Here is a 22,796-nt window from a genome sequence, read left to right as displayed (position 1 = left end):
GATCATGGCAGCGACACGAAAAAAGTATTCCAGCAATACGTTGAAAGATGTGTATTACGATATCATCCTTCAACGCATCATCCGCGATGAATACAAATCCGGTGACATCATTACGGAAAAATCTCTTGTTGACGAATTCGCTGTAAGTAAATCGCCGATCCGCGAAGCGCTTATTTCGCTGTGTAATGAAAAATTATTAAAAAGTATTCCGCGCTTCGGCTATGAAGTGACGGCGATTTCGGATAAGACGGTTTCGGAAATGCTCGATTACCGTGTCGTATTGGAATGCGGATATCTCGATCGTAATTGGAATGCGATAACCGAGGATCGGATCGCACAGCTGGAGAAGTTGGTATATAAAGATTACAGTAAGCCGGAACAGCGGGAGGCGCTCGAACACTGGGAAAAAAATTGTACGTTTCACCTGATGCTTTTTTCATTTTCCGACAGCGCGTTTTCATATCAACAGCTTGCCGCCGTCATGCGTGCGCTGGGTATCGCGTACGTGCGTTCGTATTGGAAAACACTGCATCTTACACGGGTGCAAAGCGGCGCAAATTATCACAAACAGCTTATCAATTATTTAACGGAGGGAAACAGGCAAGCGGCGGTCGAGTGTTTGCAGAAAGACATCGTGGAATTTTTTACACCCGGAAATTAAAGTGCCGTCGGGAGAGGGGCGCGGAAGCGGCGTTTTAAACTTGATTTTCCGTTCCACATTTGTTATCTTTTCATACATGAAATATTTAAAATCTTTTTTAATCGCATCGGCGATTGCGATCGCCGCGGCATCTCCGCTCTTTGCGCAAAGCGTCAAAGAAGGCAAAGCGGCTCCCGATTTTTCGATTACGCTTTCGACGGGACAACAGGTAAAGCTCTCCGACTACAAAGGAAAAGCGGTGCTTCTCCATTTTTGGGCGACGTGGTGCGGTCCCTGCCGCGTCGAATTGCCTGAAATGAACGCATTCGCTTCAAAACTCGACTCGTCTTCGCGCATCGCATTCCTTGCGGTATGTATTTCCGATACGGAAAAATCGCAAAGTGCTTTTATGAAAAAAAATAATTATACGTTTCCCGGCGGACTCGACCGAGACGGCTCCATCGCGGGTTCGTATTTTATTCAGGGCATTCCGACGAGCATATTGATTTCGCCGGACGGCAAAATCGAAAAAATCCGCGTCGGAGCGATGAGCCCCGCGGAACTCAAGCGATTCGTCGAAAAGTATGCAAATTGAAAAAACTTTTTCCGTAAAAGACGGTCGCTCCGAAAAAAAACATACGCTGCTGCGCATCGCTCTGATAGCCGCCGCGGCGGTGTTTATTATCGTTGGCGTTTTCCGCGGAGACAACGATTCGATTTTCCGAAAAGCCGTTTTTATCTGCATGGAGTGTATCGGCATTGGATAAAAAACAGATGCGCCGCAGAAAGGCGATACAATTTATCTCAATGCTCATATACAACGCTGATGTGAAACGCTGGTTTTCAGGCGGCATTTCGCATTCGCCGTTGAAAACCCTATGCGTACCCGGTTTAAACTGCTATTCGTGTCCCGGCGCGATTGCAGCCTGTCCGCTCGGAGCTCTGCAAAATACGCTTGCAAACGGACAGCTGCCGTTTTTTATCACCGGTTTTTTTTTGCTCATCGGAACGCTTTTCGGGCGCGTCGTGTGCGGCTTTATCTGTCCCGCAGGATTGGTGCAGGAACTGTTGTATAAAATCCCGTCAAAAAAAATAAAAAGGACAAAACGAACGTTCGCGCTTACGAGGAAGCTATCGCTTTTCAAATACGCGCTTTTGCTCGTTTTGTGCATTGCGCTGCCGCTCGCGTTTTATTTTAAAGACGGACTCGGCGCGCCGTTTTTCTGCAAACTTGTGTGTCCTGCAGGGACGGTCGGCGCCGGCGTACCCCTCATCCTGCTGAACGAACAGCTTCGAAGCGCTGCCGGTCTGCTCTTTACGTGGAAAGCCGTCGTCGCCGCCGTATTTATTCTGTGGTCGGTTTTTATGTTCCGTCCCTTTTGCAGATTTTTTTGCCCTCTCGGTGCGATCTATTCTTTTTTTAATAAATTCGCAATTTTCGGAATCCGCGTCGACGAATCCAAATGCGTACACTGCAACGCCTGTGTCGCTTCGTGCAAAATGGATACGTGTACAGTAAACGACCGTGAATGCATCCGCTGCGGAGAATGCCGCATACGGTGCAAACACGGCGCATTGAAATAGCGACGCTAATCGCGCCGCGTGATGACGGCGGTAATGCACGTATCGTGCCAGCTTACCGAATAAGGCTATTGCAGTATTGGCATAGCACTATGCTAACCCCAACAGTTGCCTCTCAAAATCAATAAAATTTTTCAAGCCAACCATTAATTCATATTACTCTTTTCTTTAAAAGTTTTAATTTTTTTCATAACATCTGTCGCTTCCAAAAGCTTGCATACCTGTTTCTTTCGCTCTTCAAAGCTCGGTACATTCGGATCAGTAACGGTAATGGAAGAAATGCACGTATCATCGTATTTATCCCCTTTATACACGTCTTTTATTGTGATTCTGATTTTCTTCGTTTTTTCGGGTAATCGAACGGGGGTATATCTTACTACGTCTTCAAGTTCGTATTCTTTCGCAAATTTCGGATCATCCGATTCGACTAAAATCTTTTTTACACGGCTGTTGGCTCGATATAAATGCTTACGAGAAAAATCGACAAAACCGTTGAGGATTTGAATTTCATCCGATGCGTATTTAAAATTGATATCGAGATATTCGCCGATGCCGTAGCCCTTTACGCCTTCAACCCACGGAGGAGAAACGGAATCGTAAAGCCAAAAATTAATATAATCGTCGCCGATATTGTAAAATATCTTCGAAAGAAAATATTCCGGAGAGTATACAATCTCTTTGCCCTGATGTACTTCAATTAAACAAGACGAACTTACAATTTTCAAAATGCCCGTATTGAAAAATACCGTGTCTCCCAGCCTTAAGCGTTTTGAATCTTTTTCCTGAGTTCCGAACAGCTCGACGGCAGATTCAACGGTATATGCATCATGTTTATATGATCCTTCATAAAAAAGTTTGCGCTGCATATCAATCCATTTTGCCGTGCCGTATATTTTTGCAGCTCTTTCGAGTTCCGCATGATGATACAGAATGAGCCCTTCGGCTTCTAAAATAAACAAATCGCTGTGCTTATTCTTGACAAAGCCGCGTTCGTTTTCCAACATTATCGGAAAAACTTCACAATATGTAGTATCTTTCAGCTCTTTAAATTCGCATATATATCCGTCCCCTTTTACAATATATGCTGTATCATCCTTGTATGAGGGATTCGGTATCTCGCAAAAATTTATCAAATTGTCAGCATAAGAATTATACACAAAAAAACAAACCGCATAAAATATCCATATCATTTTTTTCATAGACGTACCTTCCCTCTCAAATTAATATTAAATTCATAGCCGTTATAGATTCCCCATGATTTAAATAACTCCAATTGTTGATTGAAATAATAAGCACCGGTTCCGACCTTTTTTGAATTATTCCATTCCGATACACCTTGATTTGACATCGGACCGAAACAGTTTTCGGATCCGGCTCCGGTACCGAAAGGATGATACAAAGTTCGTTTGGTACTTTTTCCGTCATAACCGGCTTTATATATTGCATAAATGCAAAGGGCGCTTCTTTTATCGATAAACCCGGGTTATACGCATTCGATATATTCGGAGATACATAGTCAAAAGAAAAAAACATATTCGATCCGTAAATCGCCAGATACTTCCGTGCATTATATTCAAAGATACAATAACCGTACATATTTTTATCGATATTATCCAAATCGATTTTTTTAATATAATAATTGGCAGGCCATGTTTTAATAATAACGGTGTTACCCTCTTTAGAGACTGCACCGATCTCCGTATATCCTAAACAACGTTTACCTAAATCGAATTCCTTATCCAGATTATTATATATGTCGATTTGCCTCTGTGTACCGTCTGCATTAACAAAACAAAGAGAAGCTAAATTAAATACTAACAATAAAAATATCTTTTTCATATTACTTCACTCTGTTATATTTTTTATATTTTTGTCTCACTATAGTACCGGTTATTTGATAACCTCCCGCCAATCCTCATCTCTGTAATTTTTCCAAAAGTCGCCTTTGATTTTCACGCATAGTTACAAAACAGCCGTCGGAATAATTCTCATTTATCCAATCTAGTTTCCGGAAACATAATAGCGGAGATTGCCGTATCCTGCCATTTATTGCCTTCATACACGCTTTGTATAGTTATACAGACTCGTTCAACAGGTTCTGCAAACACTATCGTTCTAAAATATACGAAGTCTTCAAAGCGTACTTCCGCATATCCGTTAGCTACCGTCTGCCAGCCTGTTGTCGTAAACTGCTCAAAGATATTTCCATCCAGATCTTTCTTAAAGAGCGTTATACTGTCCAACCCTTGGTAATCTATAACTCCTTCCTGCTTTCGTACAGACTTATAACTATCCGATTTTCTATCCACAATACCGCTTATAGCAAACCGTTCGTAAATCCTGTCAGTATTTTTATGTATCACTATCTGTCCCAGATCTTTTATATCACTCATCGTCAAGGAAAACTTTTTATTCTCTATCCGCCTCTATATCCAAATACTTTCCGTATACCCAGCCGTCGGGATAATCGTCCGTCTCCACTTTGTACCAATACCACGATTCCCCGTCGATCGTAAACGGTTCTTCACTTTTATCCTTTATTTTTACCGTATCACCTTTATTTAAGAAGCTCCACGTGTCACACGACAAATTCGGCTTTACGCGAAGACGAACACGGCTGTCGTTTAAGACGGCATTCTGTATGGGTATTCTGGCAGGACCGGATATGCGATACCACGGATAATTGTATACTTCTCCTGTACCAACGGATTTATATACCCAAATTATATCATCAGTTAAGAGTTTTAGAGATACCTCTAATGCAGGCCGACCTTCTTTTGATAATCTCAACAAAATTATACCATTTTCCAATATCGTTGTTTCAGTTACATCAAATATATTTCCATCCCAATATTCTCCAATACCATCTTCATTAAGAAAAATTGCAATGCCAAATCCTTTGAACTTGTCATAATGTGAAATTTGCCAATCATACGCAAATTGATCTATCCAGAGTCCTGTTAGATTTTTATAACTTTGTGAATATAGCGGTATTATATTCAATAATACCGCTATAATAAAAATTATCTTTTTATCTTGCATATAACTTTACCAGATCCCGACGTAATATAAAATCAGTTGTAGTTCCAGAATTATATAATATTTCTCCGAGTACAAAATGTCCGGTATATGAATATTTTAATTTTAATTTATCCGGTAAACTATATGTGGCAACATTATATCGAGTATAATCGCCGAACGATAATGCAAAATTATTATACCTGCTGTTTGTCTTTCCCAATTCTTTCCATGCAAAATCCGTTAGTTTGTCAGGATCCCGTACATTTCCTTGTCCTAAATTAATATCATTCGTTATATTAAGAATTAAACTGTCTTTTCCCGCTTCCTTCCACAATGATTTTATTTGATTTGCACTAAATATCTTTCCCGTGAGCAGCTGTGGATAAGCCATACTTGCCATAAAATTACAGCCGGAGGGCTGCATATATTGTAAGTCATTAAAAGAAGAATCGGTCTGCTTTAATATATCGTCCAAAAACGGATTATTTTCATTCAGCTTAAAGAATTCCGTGCCTATATCATCCGATCCATATACCGTAAACTTATATTTGTTCTTTAACCCCGTAGGATGCTTTACCCCCTGTATATGTGCAAGTCGTAATGCGGAATATTTTTCCGCCAGCGATTCGGGGACTGCGCGTTTTTTTTCAAATCCTAAGTCTACGTTCCATACTTTTGCAAGCTCGCTGTCTACCGTCGTATTGTAATACGCAGCGAATATCGTATCGGGTACTTTACATCCGGCCGCATTCATAAACTCATACATATTCAATGTTTGTCCGCCTTTTGCGGTTGACCACTTTAATTTGCGCGCATCAGTTTCAGTTGCTCCATTTACAGCTTTCATTCCCGCGTCTTTCATTAACTGTTGGGCGATAGCTACTTGTGCATCAGTAAAACTGTCATAATTTCTCCCGCTCGTTCCTGCAAGCAAATTTAGCAGACCGGTCTCTATTCCCCTTGCGCCCAGCGTTTTCCCTTCTATCGGTTCATCCATCGGCTTTCCGTCAATACCTATATACTTCCCGTTTTCATCTTTTAGCCAGCCTTGTCTGTCATTTACCAATTGTCCACCGTGTGTCAGCTTCCAATAATCCCCGCTCGAATCATACGCTGCATCGATATACGCTGCATACTGCGCGTATGCTTCCCTCTGTTTCGCCTCGTCTTCTCCCGCTTGCGCCATCGCAAACATATATCGATTATAGTTTCGGATATCGCTTTTCAGCTCGGGCATCCGCGACAATACGCCGTCCATCATTTTGTCGACCATACCGTCGCTTGCCATCCGAAGCGCCATCTCCGTGTGTTTGTATACCGACTGCATCGTCTCCGCTTGTTGTGCCGCACTCGATTCGGTAATCCCGTCGCGGTACGCTTCGTGTTGCAGCGCTATGCCCATTGCGAGCGCGCTTTCGACCGTTCCGTCGAAAGTGTTCCCGTTGACATATATTTTTCGTTTGCCGTCAAGCTCGGTCTTTGCGCGACCGCCGGCCGTCACGGTACCCTCGTCTTTTATCAACTCGGCTCTGCCGTGCAGAATATCATCCGCTTGCTGCCGTGCCGTTTTGTCTCCGAATCCGTACTGAGTGCGAAGCGCCGTTCCGGTACCCGCTCCGTTTTTCCGTTCATACGCATTTGTCCGAAGAGCGATGCCTGCCGTTTTCATACCGCCGATCGTATTCGTTATTTCTGCAATATTGTAATTGCGACCTGCCGTACTTATTTCCGCATGAGCGCCGTTTTTTCCGAACGTCAGCGCAAGCAATCCGTTCGATGCTCCTGCAAGTTTCGTATTCTTTAACAAGTCGCTCGTATTCAACACGTTTATCGTCGTTTCGCCGTTTATGCCGAGTTCCATCGCGCTTGCCGTGAGATTGCCTGCCGTTCCGGCAAGCGTTTTGATCTGCCCGATCTGACCGCTGTTGAATCCGACCACTTTCGTGTAGCCGCTTATCTGTCCGTTCTTTGTGATCGTATTTCCGAGCATGGCCGCTTCCATGCTGTTTGTCACAGCACTTCCGGCCGTATCTATGACCGTCCCTTTCCAATCGCCCCAGTCATCCCACTGTTTTCCCATTTCACTCCAATTCCAACCCGATGCGATTCCGCCGGTAATGAATTTTCCCGTGAGACCGCTCGACACGCTGATACCTGTTTTCAATGCCGCTCCCGCAAAGCCGCCCAATAATCCGGCTCCCGCTCCTGCAGCTCCTCCGGCCATACTTAGCGTGCTCGTCACTGCGCTCATCGCAAGACTCTTTCCGATTTCTTCAGCCGTTTTATAACCGCCGCTTAAATCGAGCGCTGCAAACAGCAGTTCGTTGCTCATCGTTATCGTACTTACAACCGCAGCGGAACACAGCGCTGCAACTACGGGCGCCGCAGACCCCCACGTACATACTGCACTTACGACAGTCGCAACGACAGTTGCCGCTACCGTTGTTACCGTTCGTATGCTCGGCGGATCCATACCGAAAAACGAAGAACCGCTCCACAGCTTTTGATCCCAATCGGGCTTCGAGAGTTCAGCCCATCCGTAGCTTTCTTCTACATCATTCCACAATACATCGAGCATGACAAGGCCTATTTCTCCGCTGCCCTGTTTTTCAATATTTCCTTGTCGTCCCCGTTTTATATTGATATCGCCGCCGCTTTTCAATTTCGGTGCTTCGCCCCTGTGTTTTTCAAATTCGCCGCCGTCACCGAACACGCGTTCATACCATGCCGACAAATTTTTCTGAGCCGTTGCCATCAAGCAGTCGACGGCATCGTGATTTGCAACGGCGAGCGCTTTCACATCTATGCCTATATCCGGAGCCGCCGTCGCATACCATTCATACGGGTGTACGGTCTGCGTTTTACGAGTCGCAGTCCAAAAATTCGAATCGACGACGACGCGCCGCTTAATAATTTTTTTACTCCATGTATATCCGGAGTTGAGTACCGTTTCTTTTACATAATCTTCTATACTTTGATTTTGTTCCCCTACGAGCGAATAGTATCGATCGCGGGTTTTAATAAGATTTTGTTCCGCTTGCTGAGCGGCGATCCTCACGGCTCGCTCCTGTAAATCTTTGTTCGTCGCGGCGAGAACTTCGGCTGCGCGATGCGTCATTTCGATATCAGATCGTACCGAATCGTGACGGATGGCTGCAAACGCAACGGAGGAAATTCGATTTTGCAAAACGGCGCTTTGCCGTTCGAGTTTCCCCAACAGCGTTTCGCCGAGCAGGGTTTCCGTATATTGTTCAAAGTTGAGCGCAGGTTTCGGAAGCGCTTTTCGCGCGACACTTCTTGCTTCCATGAGTTTTTCGACCGCTTCTCGTTCTCCCATATCCTGACGCAATTCGGTTTCCGCTGCCGCGTCGAGATACATTCCGTTTATCCATTCCTGCTTTTGCGTCAAAAATACGCCGTAATTTGATTCCCATTCTCTTTGATGCAGCGCATATTTTTCTACGAATTCGCGTTGCCACGTGTTATGCCGGACATTCATCTTTTCCTGTGCTTTCGTCCACTCTTCCGCCGACAACAGAGCGATGTCATTAAGCTGCTGCAATGCGTTTTTGTATTCCGTTTGTGCCGCATTCATATTCTTCATCAATTCGATTTTATACGCGTCATACAAACTCGCATTCTTTGCTTTTATTTTCGATCCGACAAAATTCAGCAATTGTTCCTGTATATACGTGTCATAGGTTTCCGTCGAGCGGGTAAAATCGCTACGACCGTTTCCGTTGTAGTAATCTCCGTAATACGATGCCATGTTTTTAATAAATTGTACGGTATCGTAGGTACCGTTTCCCCATGCGTTTTCCGCGTATTCGGCAAACAAGCGTTTTTCGGCAACGGAGATATTGAATGTTTTGCTGTACAATGTATCATATTTTTCAGCCGATTTTTTACGGGCTTCCGTGCTCGCCGTCACATCGGAGGATTCAAGCGCAAGCTTTCGCAATTCGGCGCGTGCATTTTCGTCGAGCGTTTTGCTTTTTTCAACGTATGCATAATACGTATCTGCTGCGTTCCGCTGTGCAGCAAAAAGCGCTTTCCGTTTTGTGTCGAGTGCGGCGGCAGTTGTATCGCGTTTTGCTTTATATGCGTCTGCCGTTTCGTCAATAAAGATGCGCGTATTTAAATACATTTTACCGCCGTCCGCCGCTGCGATAATTTCTTCGAGCACCGACTTCGATATAAGACTGTTCCCGATAAGCGCAACCCGTACCTCTGCCGCGATCTCCGTTCCGCTTCGCTCGGTATTACCGAACAGTGTGGTATAGTCGCGTGCTGCATTTTCGCGTGTGGCCTTCGCTTCACTCAGCGTATCGAGCATGACTCGAATTTTCTCATCCTTGCCTAAAGCGGCATCTGTCGCATTTTTTCGATACGCATGACATTTGTTACAAATTGCACCGGCATATTTTCCTTTCGCATCGGTACGTTTAAACCGGCCCCAAAAAATACGCTTAAAACGCGTATGGTCGCTTTCGATCTCATCCATCTCATCGGCAAGCCGTTTGAGTGCACGACTTTTTAAAATATCGACTTCAAATTCTTCGAGTTCCGCACCGAGCACATTGCCGCCGTTTCTGAAGATAATGCATTTCGCAATATCGTCTTCTCCGCCGTCTTTAATAACCGCATCGTATGCATCCCACAGAACGTTTTCGCGATGATGTTTATATTTTTCATAAACATCGATTCCGTGTGCATTGTTGACGTTCGGCATGCGAAAAATATCTTCCGCATCGGATTGCAGATTTTTAATTTTATCGCCGCTGCATCGATACTGCAAATACATTGCGGCGAGTATGACGTTTTCTCTGTATGACTTTTTTCGTTTCCACAGAGAATCGAGCCATGCTTCCGCCTCTTTTTCCGCCGCAGTCTGTTTAATCGTCCCCTGCGTTATCGTTCGCAGTATCGCGGCGCTGTCATCGGTAAAATAATTTTTTTGCTCGGCAGTATTGTCGGTACCCGCATATTCGGCAGGGTATACGTTATACTCTGTCCATCTCCGTATTTTCGCAACCGTATTGTCTTCTTCATCCGTTTCATAATACGTTTCGCTTTTATGATCCGCGACGACTTTTTGCGTCAATGCGTACTTCCAAGTACCGTCGTCGTTTTTTTCAATATGTACAAGTTGTTCCGTTGCAGCATACTCGAACGGTATCGTCAATGTCGTGCGCGCAGCTCGTTCGGCGGATTCTGCGGCCGCAAGTATTTTTTCTTTTTCGCGATATATCAGAGATATTTCATGCCGTATGATGAGCGTTTCATAATAGGCGCGATCGCTTTTTTTATACGCTTCAAGTTCGTTGTTTTCGGCAGGAACGACATTTGCATGTTGTTTTCCGGCAATCAGATTTTCCAGCACTTGTACGGAAAGCAGCGCACGTTCCCTTGTATATGCCGCTTCGGAAAGTTTTTCTTTCGGTGTTACATATCGTTCGTTCGCATTTATTCCGATATTCTCAAGATACACGCTCGACGCCCAATCGAACACGGCCTGCGCACAGCGCTTGGCAACACGGAGCCGCTCAAGCTCCGTATACGCCGCATTGCACGTATCGACTTTTCGCATATATGCATTTTCGGCGGTTTTCAATTTGTGGATCGATTGCGTATACGCGACGCTTGCCGTTTCGATATCGCGTTGCAGCGCTTCCGCTTTTTTATTGTTTTCCGCAATCCGCATGCTTATACCGTTGTCATCGGACAGTAAAAACAATTCCGCATACAGCTCGAGTTTTTTCGTTGAATCGTCTTTGTTTTCAAGCGCCTGCGTCAGCACATCGTATAATTCGCCGGACGTTTTTTCACCGGCAGCATAATCCTCTTGTAAAAAGAATCGCGCCGCAGCTGTTACCGTACCCTCCCTCGTGCGAAGTTCGGCGGCGTCGGCACCGGCAAAGATAATTCGTATTTTTTCTTTTTCTTCCGCCGAAGCAAATATCGACGAATTCAAATAACCGTTTTTTAATAATTTTTTGCTCCAAGCGCAGCCCGTTTTTTTTGCATAGAGTATGACGTTTTGCAAAAATTCGCACTCAAGAACAAGCGTATTCAATTCCGCTTTCTGTTCTTCGGTAAGCGTTTCAAGCTCGTCATCGTTTTGATACGCTGTAAGCTTTTCGCGGCATAGTGCAAGCTTCTCCGCTTCAGCTTTGCCGTCGGTATCCGAAAGCATGGCATAACGGTAGGCTTCCATATCCGAATACATCCGAATATATGCCGCAAGCGCTTCACGCACTCCCTCAAAGCCTTCCGCCGGAAATGCCGTAAAATTTTTTATATAATCGATAACGGCATCGTATGAATTTTCCCCCGCCCGCGCAGGCGATATATCGTTTTCCCGTATCGCTTTTGCGAGTGCAGCCTTTGCGTCCGCATACTGCCGGAGTATCGTATCTTCGCTGCTTATGTTTTCAAAATCCCGTTTTTCGAGTTCCGAAAATTTTGCTATATAATAATCATATGCTGCCCGGAATACCGCATCGTTTTTTTCGAAATGCTTGCCGGCATACGATAGAATCGTCCGATCGATCGTATCACGCTGTATCGTCGGCTGCAGAGCTATCAGCGTAGCGTTTTCTTTTTCAGCAGCGGCAAACGCTTCTTTTGCGCGTTGCAGATTTTCATACGCGGCATGCAGTTTTTCTTTTGCACGGGTTATATCGGCATCCGTAAGTTTTCCGCATAAGGCGCGATACACATCGTATGCGCTTTCATACGCACGCTCTGCATCGTGCAAGCGTTTTTCCGTTTCAGCTTTCGCTTCGCGTGAAGCATCCGTTATCGACGCATATTCGTCGACCGCTTTTGCAATTTCATAATTTTCGTCCGCCGACGCGGCAAAGGTTTTCGCTCTGAACAGTTCGAGCTCCGCTTCGCCGTATCCGTATTCTTCCGCTTTTGCAAGCTGAAAAAGATTTTTAATCGATTCGTCGAGGCGGACTTTATCATACAGCGCGATACGGTACCACGCCAGCACCGTTTCGCCGGCCGAAAGCGCATCGGCAAGCACGACAAAATTATCGTTTTGCAGAAGTTTGTCATCGCATTTTTTTACTGCAGTGAGATATGTTTTCAACTGCCCTGTATAATCGTTGCCGGTAAAATCGCCGCCTGCAGTCTTTTTCTTTTGCGCCGCAAGCTGCTTTTTCAAATCAGCGATATACGCTTTTATCGCTTTGTCGGAAGAAAATTCATCGGCGTCGGCACAGGACTGAAGTTCGCTCTCCAAATTCTTTACATTTTCCGCAGCAACAAGGGCAGTAAGCGTTTTTTCCGGATCTTCATATTTTTTCAGCGCGGCAATTTTATCGTATCGGGAGAAAAAGTCGGATCTATAATTTTTGATCTTTCCGGAATCCAAGTCCATAGCATCCAATGCATGCGAGAAAATTTTTTCGTTATAAGCTTTTGATTTTGTATAATCCGGTCTATCGGAAAATGTTATAAAATCGGAGGAATTTATAACATTATTGAAATCGTTTTGTACCCGTTGAATTTCGGACACGTATTGCTGCAAGACGGCATTGTATTCTCGTACGACCTGCCGTATGTATTTATCCTGCCAATCGTATATATTCGCACGAATAATCTTCAACGTTTCTGCATCGATTTTTATATCGGCTTTTCCGTTAATAGCATTGTAGAAAATATCGTTCGGATCTTCGGTCTTCCAATATGAATACACGCCGTTGTACTTTGAAGCCCACAACGCGATCCAATTTTCGATACCTTCCCGCGACGAAACGAACATATCGCGTATATTGTTGTAGACTGCCTCCTGCATCTGCGCTGCTTCATACCGGTACGACGCATTTTCATCGAGCACCGCTTTATAATTTTCGAGCAAACCGTTTATCTCGCCTTCATACTCTTTGTTTTTTTCCGCAATTTCCTGCTCAAGTTTTTTGATACGCGCATCGATGCTCTTTTCCCATTCGACGCGTTTATCGGAAAGCGTTTTTTTTGCCGCTTCCCAAATCCGCTCGCTCTCTTCATATGTCCGCTGAGCTTCGTTTTCCCATGCAAGCCTGTCGCGTAAAAATTCTCGTTCCGCATCTTCCCATTTTGCAAGCCCTTTGTTAAATACTTCTTTAAAGCGCGAAAGAAACGCATCCTTGTTAATTTCGTTATCGACGGGAGAGGCAATCGTCTTTTCGAGCGATGCGAACAGGTCGTTCATATCCCGTTCCGTTTCCGCGTACGTCTTTTTCGTCAAATCGTCCGCGACCGCACTTGCGGCTTCTTTCGCCTTTTCCGCTTTAAGCGAATATTTGTCTTTAATAAAACGGGCGACAAAGCGTTTTCCTTCGATCTGCGAAAGCATTTCCGCTTCCCGCCGCATCGCTTCGCGCGAAGCTCCCGTATCGTATGCGCCCAGATACTCGTCGACGATTTTCCGGCTTTCCGTAAGCCACGCATCGTACAGCTCTTTCGTTTGGGTAAGCGTATACTGTGACGTGTCAAAAGCGTTTATCTTCTCTTTGAGTCTGAGCGCGAGTTCCGACGACGCCTCATTTTCGTTCGCCCTCGTATAGCGCGTACAGATCCAATCAGCGTATTTTTTTGCGATCGTATTTTCGTAATACGCTTTCGCATCCGCACGCGAAGCGTTCCACGCATCGGCATCCTGCTCTTTCAGCGCGGTCATCGCATGTTCCCATGCCGAAAGCGCCGTAAGCATACCCTCGTCGGCAATCCGCTTCCATTCGTTTTCGTCGCGGGCTTTTTCCGCACGATTCAAATAATAATCGATGCGGACCTTTCCCGCTGCGAGACCGGACGCGATCTCCTGCGCCGGAACGATGCTCATGCCGTACACGAACATGAGCACGGCGGCCATCACTCTTGTTAATTTTTCATTCATACCATACCTCCGAAATGCGATTTTTTAAAAATCCGTGCCATACAGCCCGGAAACAATACAAACGATACGACGAGCGCATCGACGATTCCGAAAATCATAAAAAACGAAAGACCTCTCGAAAACGAATCCCCTCCGAACAGGTAGAGCGGCACGGCACCGGCCGCCGTCGTAAGAGAGGTGACAAGGATGCTGCGCGCTTTTTCCCGTATACAAAATTCAATGCGGCTTTTTTTCGATTCCGTTATATAGATCGCGTTGTTAACGGTGATCCCCGACAGTACAACCATCCCCGTAAGGTCGCCGAGTTCGAGCGGCACGCCGGACGCGAAACGTATCGCAAGCGGCAGCACAAAAGACGCCGGAATGACGGAGACGATGAGCGCCGCAAGCTTCAGCCGTTCGTTCAGCGCCGCAAGCAGGATAAATATCCCCGCAACGCAGAGCGCAAGAGCCGAGACGGCAAGCGTATAATCGGCACGCAGTTCGACGATATCCCGTTCAAACGAAAAGCTGTAGCCTTTTTCGAGAGGGATCTCCGCGAGCCGGTCGCGCACAAAGGTCGCCGCTTCGCTCGTACTCAAGCCGCTCGCTTCCGCAGTAAAATACGCACACCGCCTTCCGTCCTTCCTGTAAATTTTATTAATTTTTTCCGTCTGCCGTATTTTGCCGAGCGCGGTCAGCGCAATGCTGCCGGACGGAACCGGCAGATGAATGTTTTGTATCTGCGAAAGGGAGGCGTTTTGCAGATTTTTTCCTGCGATACGGATATCGTATTCCCTGCCGTCCTGCAGCCACTTGTCCGCAACGGGACCGAACATGAGCCAGCGCAGATTCGATGCGACCGACTCGACCGTCAATCCGTTTTTGATAAGCATCGTTTTATCGGGGACAAACGCATATTCTTTTTCCGCCTTTTTAAAATTGAGTACGACGGAATCGATATGCTTTAACGGAGCAAGCGCAGCTGCCGCCCGTTCCGCATATATCCTGCACTGCGTTGAATCGTCACCCGAGGCGGCGATCCGAAAACGCGCGAATTTTTTCCGTCTCTTTTTTTGCAAACCGGGAACGTATAAAAATCCGTCGGCTACGATATGCGCCGAAGATGCGGCACGATTTCGAACGCGTCCGACGTCGGCTTCGCGCACACAGCCGATTTCGATATCCGCCGAACCGCGCTTGGCTTCGGTACGTACAAACGAAACGCCGGAGTCTTCTTTTAATCGCAGTGCAAGCCTCCGTACGTTTTCGTCGATGTACGCCGCGCTCGTCTCGGGTTCGTAATCGACCGAGGCAAAGATGATGCGGCTTTTTTCGTCGGGTAAAAGATTTTTTCCGCTCATCAAAAACAACAGCGGCGGAAGTGCCGTACAGCACGCATACAATGCAAAAACGACGCGGCCGTGAGCGATGCTCGAAAACGCCGCCCTGTACGAAAAGCGCACATACAGCGATTCGATTTTTTTATACAGCATCCGTTTTCGCCTTACCTGCGGTACGCAGCGGATGCAGCACGGAACGAATACCGCCGACAAAACGACGGATGCCGAAATCATTATGCTCATAGCGGCGGCCGTATTTTTCGTACCGGGTACGACGGCATCGAGAAAAAAAAGCGGGATCACCGCAAGCAGCGTCGTACAGCCCGCCGCCGTAAGAGACGCGTGCAGCCGCCCGACCCTATCAAAAAATACGCCGTTCGACGGACTCGTTTCGGCGCACGCGACGATAATCAGCGCCGAATCCGCAATGAGACCGAGCGCGATCGACATACCCGCAATCGTGCGGCGGTTCAGCGTAAATCCGAAAAGCTGCAAAAGCCCGACCGTCCATACGCTGTCGGCAATCAACAGGAGTAAAATAAGGACGGCCGCCGAAAAGGATTCGTAAAAAAACGGCACGATGACGGCGACACAGATAAAGCTCTGCACGAACGCAAAGGCGACCGAACGGATGAGTTTCAGCTGTTCGCCGCCGATGTCGTATAAAATCGTATACGGGATGCCTTGCAGATCGGCGGCTGAAAGAATCTTCTTGCAGGCGGATGAAACGGCGATGCTGTTCCCGTCCGACGAACACTTGACGTTCAGCGCAATGCACTCCTTCCCGTCGATACGCACGATCCCGTCCTGTTTCCGCGGCTGCATTCCTACGTCCGCCACATAACCGAGCGTCGAATAATTTTCTCCCGTCTTTATCGGAAGCGCGCGAACATCGTCGAGATTTCTCAGCTTCGTGTCGAATACGATCGATTTGTTGTACCGCGAAGTCCGTATCGTACACGCGGGACTCGCCGTGTTGCCGTCACGCACGGCTGCCGAAAAGTCGGACGGATTTTGAATCGAGCTTGATGCTTTTTCCGGATCGAAGGATACGAAGACTTCGTTTTGCGCGCCGCCCGTAACGATCGCTTCGGAGACGCCTCGCACGCCTTCGATTTTTTTCTTTAAAACCGATTCTATCGTCTCGCGCGTGCGCTCGTCCTTTTTTTCAAAGGCGACGCACAGGACGCTGCCGGAATGCGTGTCGGACGCGTATATGCGCGGTTTTTGCACATCGCGCGGAAGAAGCGCATACAGAGTATCGACGACGTTTCCGATCGAAAGGTAGACGTTTTTTGTGTCGACCTTTTTATTAAAATATGCCGTCGTCGTCGATTTGCCGTTTTCCGCAGAAGAGTCGAGTTCAACGAGCCCCGCAAGCGGTAAAATTTTTTCTTCGAGCGGGATCGTTACGAGCCGTTCGATTTTGTCGGCATCGACTCCGTAATAATCGAACTCGACGCTGAACACCGTATAGCGTCCGTCGTACGATTCGCCGATCTCTATACGGAGCACACACGCGATAAGGCAAACCGTAACGGCAGCGAATACGAAAAACGCGAGCTTCGGACGCTCATACCAAGAACGCAAGGTCACGACAAACGCCTCCTTTTTAGAACGGAAAAGAGTAGCGGCGGCATAAGGGCAAGCACGACAACAAACGATGCGATAAGCCCGCCGACGATCGCAATCGCCATCGACGACTGCTGATTTTTTCGCAGCGGATCGACGGCAAAGGGAACGACGGCGAACACGGTCGTGAGCGTCGTTATTAAAATCGGACGGAGTTTTGCGACGCTTGCGGCGATGACGCTTTGCTCCGTGATATCGTTTTGCCTTGTTATACTCTCGTATAAAATAATCGCGTTGTTGACGGCAGTTCCGAACAGTACGACAAGGGCGATCACGCTGTGTATATTGAGCGAGCGATTGCTTAAGAGAAGCAGCACAAAGGCTCCGGCAAACGCAGGCGGTATGGAAACGAACATGAGCAGCGGAATAATGAAGGATTCGAACTGAGCGCCCATAATGCAGTAGAGCAGCAAAAACACGACGGCGAGCAGCACCGCCGCGCTTTTGAAAAACTCTTTCATCTGTATATCGCGAAGCGAAACGATGCCGTCGAAATTTACTGATTTTTCTTTCGGTACGCCGCTTATTTTTTTTGCGTCTTTTCTGTTCCAACGGTACAGCGTCTTTTCGTTCTCGACCGCTTCGACCGTACCGAGAGAGGACAGCGGTATATCGGTTTTACCTGCAACGACGCCCGTACGCATAAGCTGTTCTACGGCGGTAAAGGTCCCGTCGGCAAACGACACGCGAAGCGGTATCTTTCGTCCGCCCGTATAAAAAGCGTTCGACTCGACACCTTCGAGAGCAGCGTAAGCGGCGGCGGCAGTCTGCGATGCCGAAACGGCAAACCGCGCACATGCGCTTCTGTCGGGTATAAACGCCGCTTCCTGTAAAATATCGTACGGCGCGATATCCCGCTCATCGCAGAGGGCAAACGCCGTTTCCGCCGCCGCTTCGGGCGAAGAAGCGGTCACGATGAGAGGCGCCGCATCGGAAGCAAGCATTTCTTCGAGCAGATTGCGGCTCGTTTCAAGCGTATAGCGCATATCCGTATTTTGCAAAATCGCGTCGAGTGCGGCCGCGATTTTTTCGGGACTCTTCCCGCTGCACGTGATGCGCATCGTTTCTTTTTTCGCTTCCGGAGCGGCGAGCTGTTCGTAATCGTCTTTTTCTATGCCGCCCGATATGCACACCGTATCGATAAAATCCTCCGCCGACAAAGCACGGTTTATAAAATCCGCGTCGGAAAACAGCGCATCGAGCGAAGGCGAAGTGCCGTAACGTATGGTCGCGCCGACCGTGCCGCTCGGAGATACCGGCAGCAGCTCTTTTTTTAAAAGCAGTACGCACAGCGTTCCGACGCATAGGCAAGCGGCGAGCAAAACGGGAACCGCATATTTTTTTTCGAATATCGTTTTTAAACAATCGCCGTAGAGTTTTTCGCCGCACGAAATGGCAGGTACGCGGACGCATGATTCGATTCGTGTTGAGCGTTCAATGCCCCGCTGCCGCTTGAAGTTTCGCTTCGAACTTCCGGCGAAGTTGTCGATCAATTTTTTCGATTGCAGCGACATCGCTGCGGGAATATACGTCATCGCGAGTACAAAAGAAAACGCGATCGAAGCGATGACGGCGAGCGCCATATCGGAAAAGAGTTTGCCGAAAAGTCCGGGGAAAAAGAAAAACGGAACGAAGGCGGCTATCGTCGTTACGGCGGAACCGGAGGAAGAAAGGGATGTTTCCGCCGTGCCGTCGACAATCGATTCCGCAGCGGAGGAATCCGGCTGCCGCTTCAGTTTTTCCAATACGTTTTCTATCGCTACGGCTGCCGGGTCGATCACCATGCCGATGCCGATCGTTATGCCCGACACCGATAAAATGTTGACCGTTTTGCCGCACAGCGCGAGGACGAATACGGAAAAGAGTATCGAAAGCGGCATAAGGCTCGCGGCCAAAAGCGATATACGCAATGTGCGCAAAAACAAAAACAGCACGATCGCCGTTATCACGGCTCCGAGTGTGGCCGACACGCACAGATTTCGTATCGATGCCGTAAGTTCGTCCGACAGATCGAACACGATTTTAAACGTAAAATTTCCGCCGTACGAATTGTGCAGCCGATCTATCTCTCTTGTTAATTTTTTCGATACGGCGAGCGGACTCGCATCGGCTTTTTTATAGATTTTCACGCATATCGCTTCACGCCCGTTGTACGTAAAAAAGCTTTCCTTTTTTTCGGTGCCGAGCGACACCGTTCCGACGTCTTTGATTTTCAGCACGCCGCCGTTGCCGTACAAAAACGGCACGTCTTCGATATCGCCGAGCGTCGTAAATAAACCGGAGGTTCGAAAAAGCAATTCCTTGCCGCCGTCGCTTACGCTTCCCGACGGGTATTCGAAATTCGCCTGCGATAAAATTTCCGCGACGCTCTGTAAAGATACGGGAATCGATTCGAGCTTCGCTTTATCGAGTACGACTTTCACTTCAGGTTTTTCGCCGCCCGTAACCGAAACGGAACCGACACCTTTGACGCGCTGCAGATGCGGCCGTATGTCCGTGTCGACGATATGACGGCCGTACTCCAAATCGCCGTCGTTCGGGAAGATGACAAGGGTCAGCGTTTCTCTGTGCACCGGATTGAAAAAAGCGACATTCGGTTTGGCGCAGCCGTTCGGAAGCGCTTCGTAACACTGATCGATGATCTGCCGGCATTCGACGATGGCAATGTCGGCGTCGGCATTCCAGTGCAGTTCGACAACGACGAGCGAAAGACCGTCACGCGTCACCGATGAAATATTTTTTATGCCCTTGAGGGAGGCGGCTGCGTCTTCGAGGGGGATCGTAACGAGCTTCCGCATATCCTGCGCGCTCACTCCGGTAAAGTCGGCTGAAATGAGCAAAAAGCGTTCGTTCATTTTCGGCATAAAATCGAGCTGAACCGTGTACAGACCGATACAGCAACAGAGCAGCAACGCAAGGTACAGCATCAATACGGAGACCGGATGATAAACCGAAAACGAAACGATTTTCTTTATCATAGCGCGCTTACCCTTACCGCCTGCCCTTCGCGTAAAAACGGCGAAGGTTTATCGACGACGAAGTCTCCGGCCGAAAGCCCGTCTTCGATCCACACAAAACCGTCGCGATGCGCTTTTATTAAAACGGCTTTTTGTACCGCGCATCCGTTTACGATGCAAAAAACTTTTCCGGTTTTTTCGTCCGATAAAAGCAGCGCGCTGTCGGGTATGCACGGAACGTCTTTTGCCGCCGCGCGTTCGATTTCGCAACGCACGAACATTCCAGGTTTAATCGCACCGCTTTTATTGCCGATTTCCGTTTTGACGGAAAAATTTCCGCTCTGCGGATCCGCTGCCGGCGATATTTCGGCGATGACGGATCGATACGACGCGCCGAGCGACGGCAAAAAGAGCGAAACGCGCGTACCCTGTGCAAAGCCGACCGCATCCTGTTCCTGCACATGGAGCACCGCATACACAGACGACGTATCCATGAGCGTTGCGATCTTTTCGTTTTCTTTTACATATTCGCCGCTTTCGTAATAGCGCGCTCCGACGATGCCGCCGGAAGGAGCACGTATCGTAAGCTCGTCGATAAGCTTGTGTACCGACGCGAGCTGCCTGTCCGCAGCCTGTACCTGCGCCTGTACGGAAGCAAGCTCGGCTACCCCCGATTTCGTGTTGAGCGCTGTGAACTGCTTTTTGCGCACGTCGGGATCGCGCGAAGGCGTGATTCCTTCTTTTAATAAATCTTCATCGCGAAAACCGAGCAGCAGCGTATCGAGTTCTTTTTTCATCATTGCGATTTCCGTTTCCGCCGAACGCACTTGCAGTTTCAGCTGTTCGAGCGACGAATCGGTAACGCCGCCGAGCTCGTGCAGCTTCTCTTTATTCGAAAAGGTCTCTTTTAACAATTCCGATTCGAGTTCTTTTTGCACGATATGTATTTTCGATTTTTCTATAGCGAGCAAACGGCCTTCCGCCGCGAGCGTTTCTTCGCGGAGCTTTACACGGGCGAGTTCGAGCGATGCGTTAGCCGAATCGAGCGCGTTCATATATTGTTCTCTCTGCAGTTCGAGCTGTACGTTGCGCAGCTGCGCGAGCTTTTGTCCCTTTGTTACGGCGTCCCCTTCTTTTACGAAAAACGCCGTCACCGTTCCGCTGACCGTACACGTAACGTCGGTTTTCGTTTTATATGAAATGGAACCGAAGCTTTTAAGCACGTTGTCAAGCGCTCTGTTTTCCGCCCGTACTGCGCTCACTTCAACCGGCAAAAGCTCCTCTTTGTTTTTTCCGTCGGAAGGCGCGCACGCACAAAAGAGGGCGGCAAGCAATACGACGCACGAATATTTCATCAACGGTTTTATTAAAAACATTTTTGCAAACCTCCGAACGGAACGCACAGCACTATTTCGATATCGCGGAGAGCCGCCTGCACCGCCGTCTCCGCAGCGATGCGGTTTACCTTTTCTTCCGCGAGTTCCATCAATTCGGCAAGGTAGTCGATCCGCTTCATCTCGCCTTTTTCGACTTGCTCGGCGCTTACGGTAAGGCGCCTTTCGCGAAGCGAAATCGATTCCGATATCCGCGCGATCGAATCTTTGCCGTCGTCGTACGCGGCGGCTTTTTCAAACAGCTGTTCGTGCACCGCGTTTTTTTGCAGACGAAGCTGCTCGCCTTCCCGCTCCAGCGCGATTTTATCGACGGTATGTTTAATAAAATAATTCGTATCGGGCACGATGCCCGCCGAAAGCGAATTATCGAGCCCGACGAGCTGTTTTTTGTTAAAACCGTAACCGTTTCCGACGGTCATCGGCACGAAGGGTACGTTTTGAAAATTCAGCGACAGCTTCAGCGAATACGAAGGCTTGTTCAACGGGTAGGCCGTACCGGAAAACGACACACCTCCTTCGACGGTGACTTCCGGGAGAAAAAACAATTTCGTGTACTTATAGCGCTGTTCGGCATACTGCAGTGCCGCTTCCGCTTTTTTTATCGCGGGATTGCGCTCGTCCGTCATGCGCCACAGATCGGCGATGTGCGGTTCGAGATACGGAATATCGGTACCGCCGACAAGCGCGTTTTCGAGGTGCAGCTCTTCATCGGGAGCCATATCGATGATCGATTTCAATATGCGCATCTGCTTCCGCAGTTCCCGCTCGGCTTTCTTTTTATCGTTTTGAATTTTCCTGAACGAAATGAGGTATTCCAAATAATCGTTTTCAAGCGCAAGACCGAGCCGATATTCTTCTTTAATAATTTCAAGCTGCGTTGCCGCATTCTTTTCCAAATCGCTTTTTATTTTAATAATTTCTTGTTGGCGCAGGCACACAAAGTATTGATTTATGACCGACGATTGAAATGCCTGCAATTCCTGTTCGTAGGTTTTTACCGCATAGTACGCATCCGTCTTATTCATCTTATACGCAACGATGCGCTTGCCGCCGTCGCCTACGACTTGGCGTACGGAAAACTGCAGCGATTTACTGTGCGAATCCGCTCCGCCGATTTTAATCGCATCGTTTTCTGAGAACGACGCATTGAGCGACGGTAAAAATTCCTGCAGCGCAAGGCGGGCTGCTTTGTAAGACGCTTCGACGTGCAATTTTTTCAGCCGGTATTCTTTCGAATTCGAAACGGCAAAGGTCGCAGCTTCTTCCGGCGAACGAAAAACGGTTTCCGAAAACGCGAGCGCAGAGCAGCAGAAAAGAAGCGGTATGACAAATTTTTTGCCGATCGATTTCATCACCGTATCC

At 47.7% G+C, this 22,796-nt stretch carries 13 protein-coding genes; 4 read left to right on the top strand and 9 right to left on the bottom strand.

Annotated elements, in window-relative coordinates; genetic code table 11:
• The first annotated feature begins 4 nt into the window (after positions 1 to 4).
• The 4 genes from H9I36_RS04025 (at position 5) to H9I36_RS04010 (ending at position 2,224) form a co-directional block, all read left to right on the top strand.
• The gene (locus H9I36_RS04025; protein ID WP_187384097.1) at positions 5 to 661 is read left to right on the top strand and encodes a GntR family transcriptional regulator; all 657 of its coding nucleotides are present in this window, start codon (positions 5 to 7) and stop codon (positions 659 to 661) included.
• A gap of 76 nt (positions 662 to 737) precedes the next feature.
• Positions 738 to 1,235 carry a TlpA family protein disulfide reductase gene (locus H9I36_RS04020; protein WP_187384096.1) on the top strand — a complete coding sequence of 166 codons (498 nt, stop codon included), beginning with the start codon at positions 738 to 740 and terminating at the stop codon, positions 1,233 to 1,235.
• Entirely contained in the window at positions 1,225 to 1,407 is a 183-nt protein-coding gene (locus H9I36_RS04015) for a CD1871A family CXXC motif-containing protein (RefSeq protein WP_187384095.1), read from the top strand. Before H9I36_RS04020 ends, H9I36_RS04015 begins: the two co-directional genes overlap by 11 nt.
• A gap of 61 nt (positions 1,408 to 1,468) precedes the next feature.
• The gene (locus H9I36_RS04010; RefSeq protein WP_370586946.1) at positions 1,469 to 2,224 is read left to right on the top strand and encodes a 4Fe-4S binding protein; all 756 of its coding nucleotides are present in this window, start codon (positions 1,469 to 1,471) and stop codon (positions 2,222 to 2,224) included.
• A 143-nt stretch (positions 2,225 to 2,367) separates the two neighbouring features.
• On the opposite strand, the gene H9I36_RS04005 is transcribed toward H9I36_RS04010, so the two are convergent.
• The 9 genes from H9I36_RS04005 to H9I36_RS03965 all read right to left on the bottom strand — a co-directional run bounded on the left by H9I36_RS04005 (position 2,368) and on the right by H9I36_RS03965 (position 22,786).
• Entirely contained in the window at positions 2,368 to 3,225 is an 858-nt protein-coding gene (locus tag H9I36_RS04005) for an NADase-type glycan-binding domain-containing protein (RefSeq protein ID WP_187384093.1), read from the bottom strand.
• Positions 3,226 to 3,436: 211 nt separating this feature from the next.
• On the bottom strand, positions 3,437 to 4,060 hold the full coding sequence (locus H9I36_RS04000; protein ID WP_187384092.1) for a hypothetical protein: 624 nt from the start codon (positions 4,058 to 4,060) through the stop codon (positions 3,437 to 3,439).
• Between the two features lie 149 nt (positions 4,061 to 4,209).
• A complete protein-coding gene (locus H9I36_RS03995) occupies positions 4,210 to 4,614 on the bottom strand; it encodes a hypothetical protein (protein ID WP_187384091.1) in 405 nt (134 codons plus the stop codon).
• A 16-nt stretch (positions 4,615 to 4,630) separates the two neighbouring features.
• On the bottom strand, positions 4,631 to 5,263 hold the full coding sequence (locus H9I36_RS03990; RefSeq protein WP_187384090.1) for an SH3 domain-containing protein: 633 nt from the start codon (positions 5,261 to 5,263) through the stop codon (positions 4,631 to 4,633).
• Entirely contained in the window at positions 5,253 to 14,129 is an 8,877-nt protein-coding gene (locus tag H9I36_RS03985) for an S-layer family protein (protein WP_187384089.1), read from the bottom strand. Before H9I36_RS03985 ends, H9I36_RS03990 begins: the two co-directional genes overlap by 11 nt.
• Complete coding sequence (locus H9I36_RS03980) at positions 14,126 to 17,047, bottom strand: efflux RND transporter permease subunit (RefSeq protein WP_187384088.1); 2,922 nt, start codon at positions 17,045 to 17,047, stop codon at positions 14,126 to 14,128. The genes H9I36_RS03985 and H9I36_RS03980 overlap by 4 nt, the downstream gene beginning before the upstream one ends.
• Positions 17,044 to 20,061: an efflux RND transporter permease subunit gene (locus H9I36_RS03975; protein ID WP_187384087.1), complete on the bottom strand. Its 3,018-nt coding sequence runs from the start codon at positions 20,059 to 20,061 to the stop codon at positions 17,044 to 17,046. Before H9I36_RS03975 ends, H9I36_RS03980 begins: the two co-directional genes overlap by 4 nt.
• Complete coding sequence (locus H9I36_RS03970; protein ID WP_187384086.1) at positions 20,058 to 21,416, bottom strand: efflux RND transporter periplasmic adaptor subunit; 1,359 nt, start codon at positions 21,414 to 21,416, stop codon at positions 20,058 to 20,060. The genes H9I36_RS03975 and H9I36_RS03970 overlap by 4 nt, the downstream gene beginning before the upstream one ends.
• Complete coding sequence (locus H9I36_RS03965; protein WP_187384085.1) at positions 21,407 to 22,786, bottom strand: TolC family protein; 1,380 nt, start codon at positions 22,784 to 22,786, stop codon at positions 21,407 to 21,409. Before H9I36_RS03965 ends, H9I36_RS03970 begins: the two co-directional genes overlap by 10 nt.
• Between the last annotated feature and the right edge of the window lie 10 nt (positions 22,787 to 22,796).

It is taken from the genome of Treponema sp. Marseille-Q4130, from assembly GCF_014334325.1.
Lineage (GTDB): Bacteria > Spirochaetota > Spirochaetia > Treponematales > Treponemataceae > Treponema_D.
This window is presented reverse-complemented; position numbering and strand designations above follow the sequence as displayed.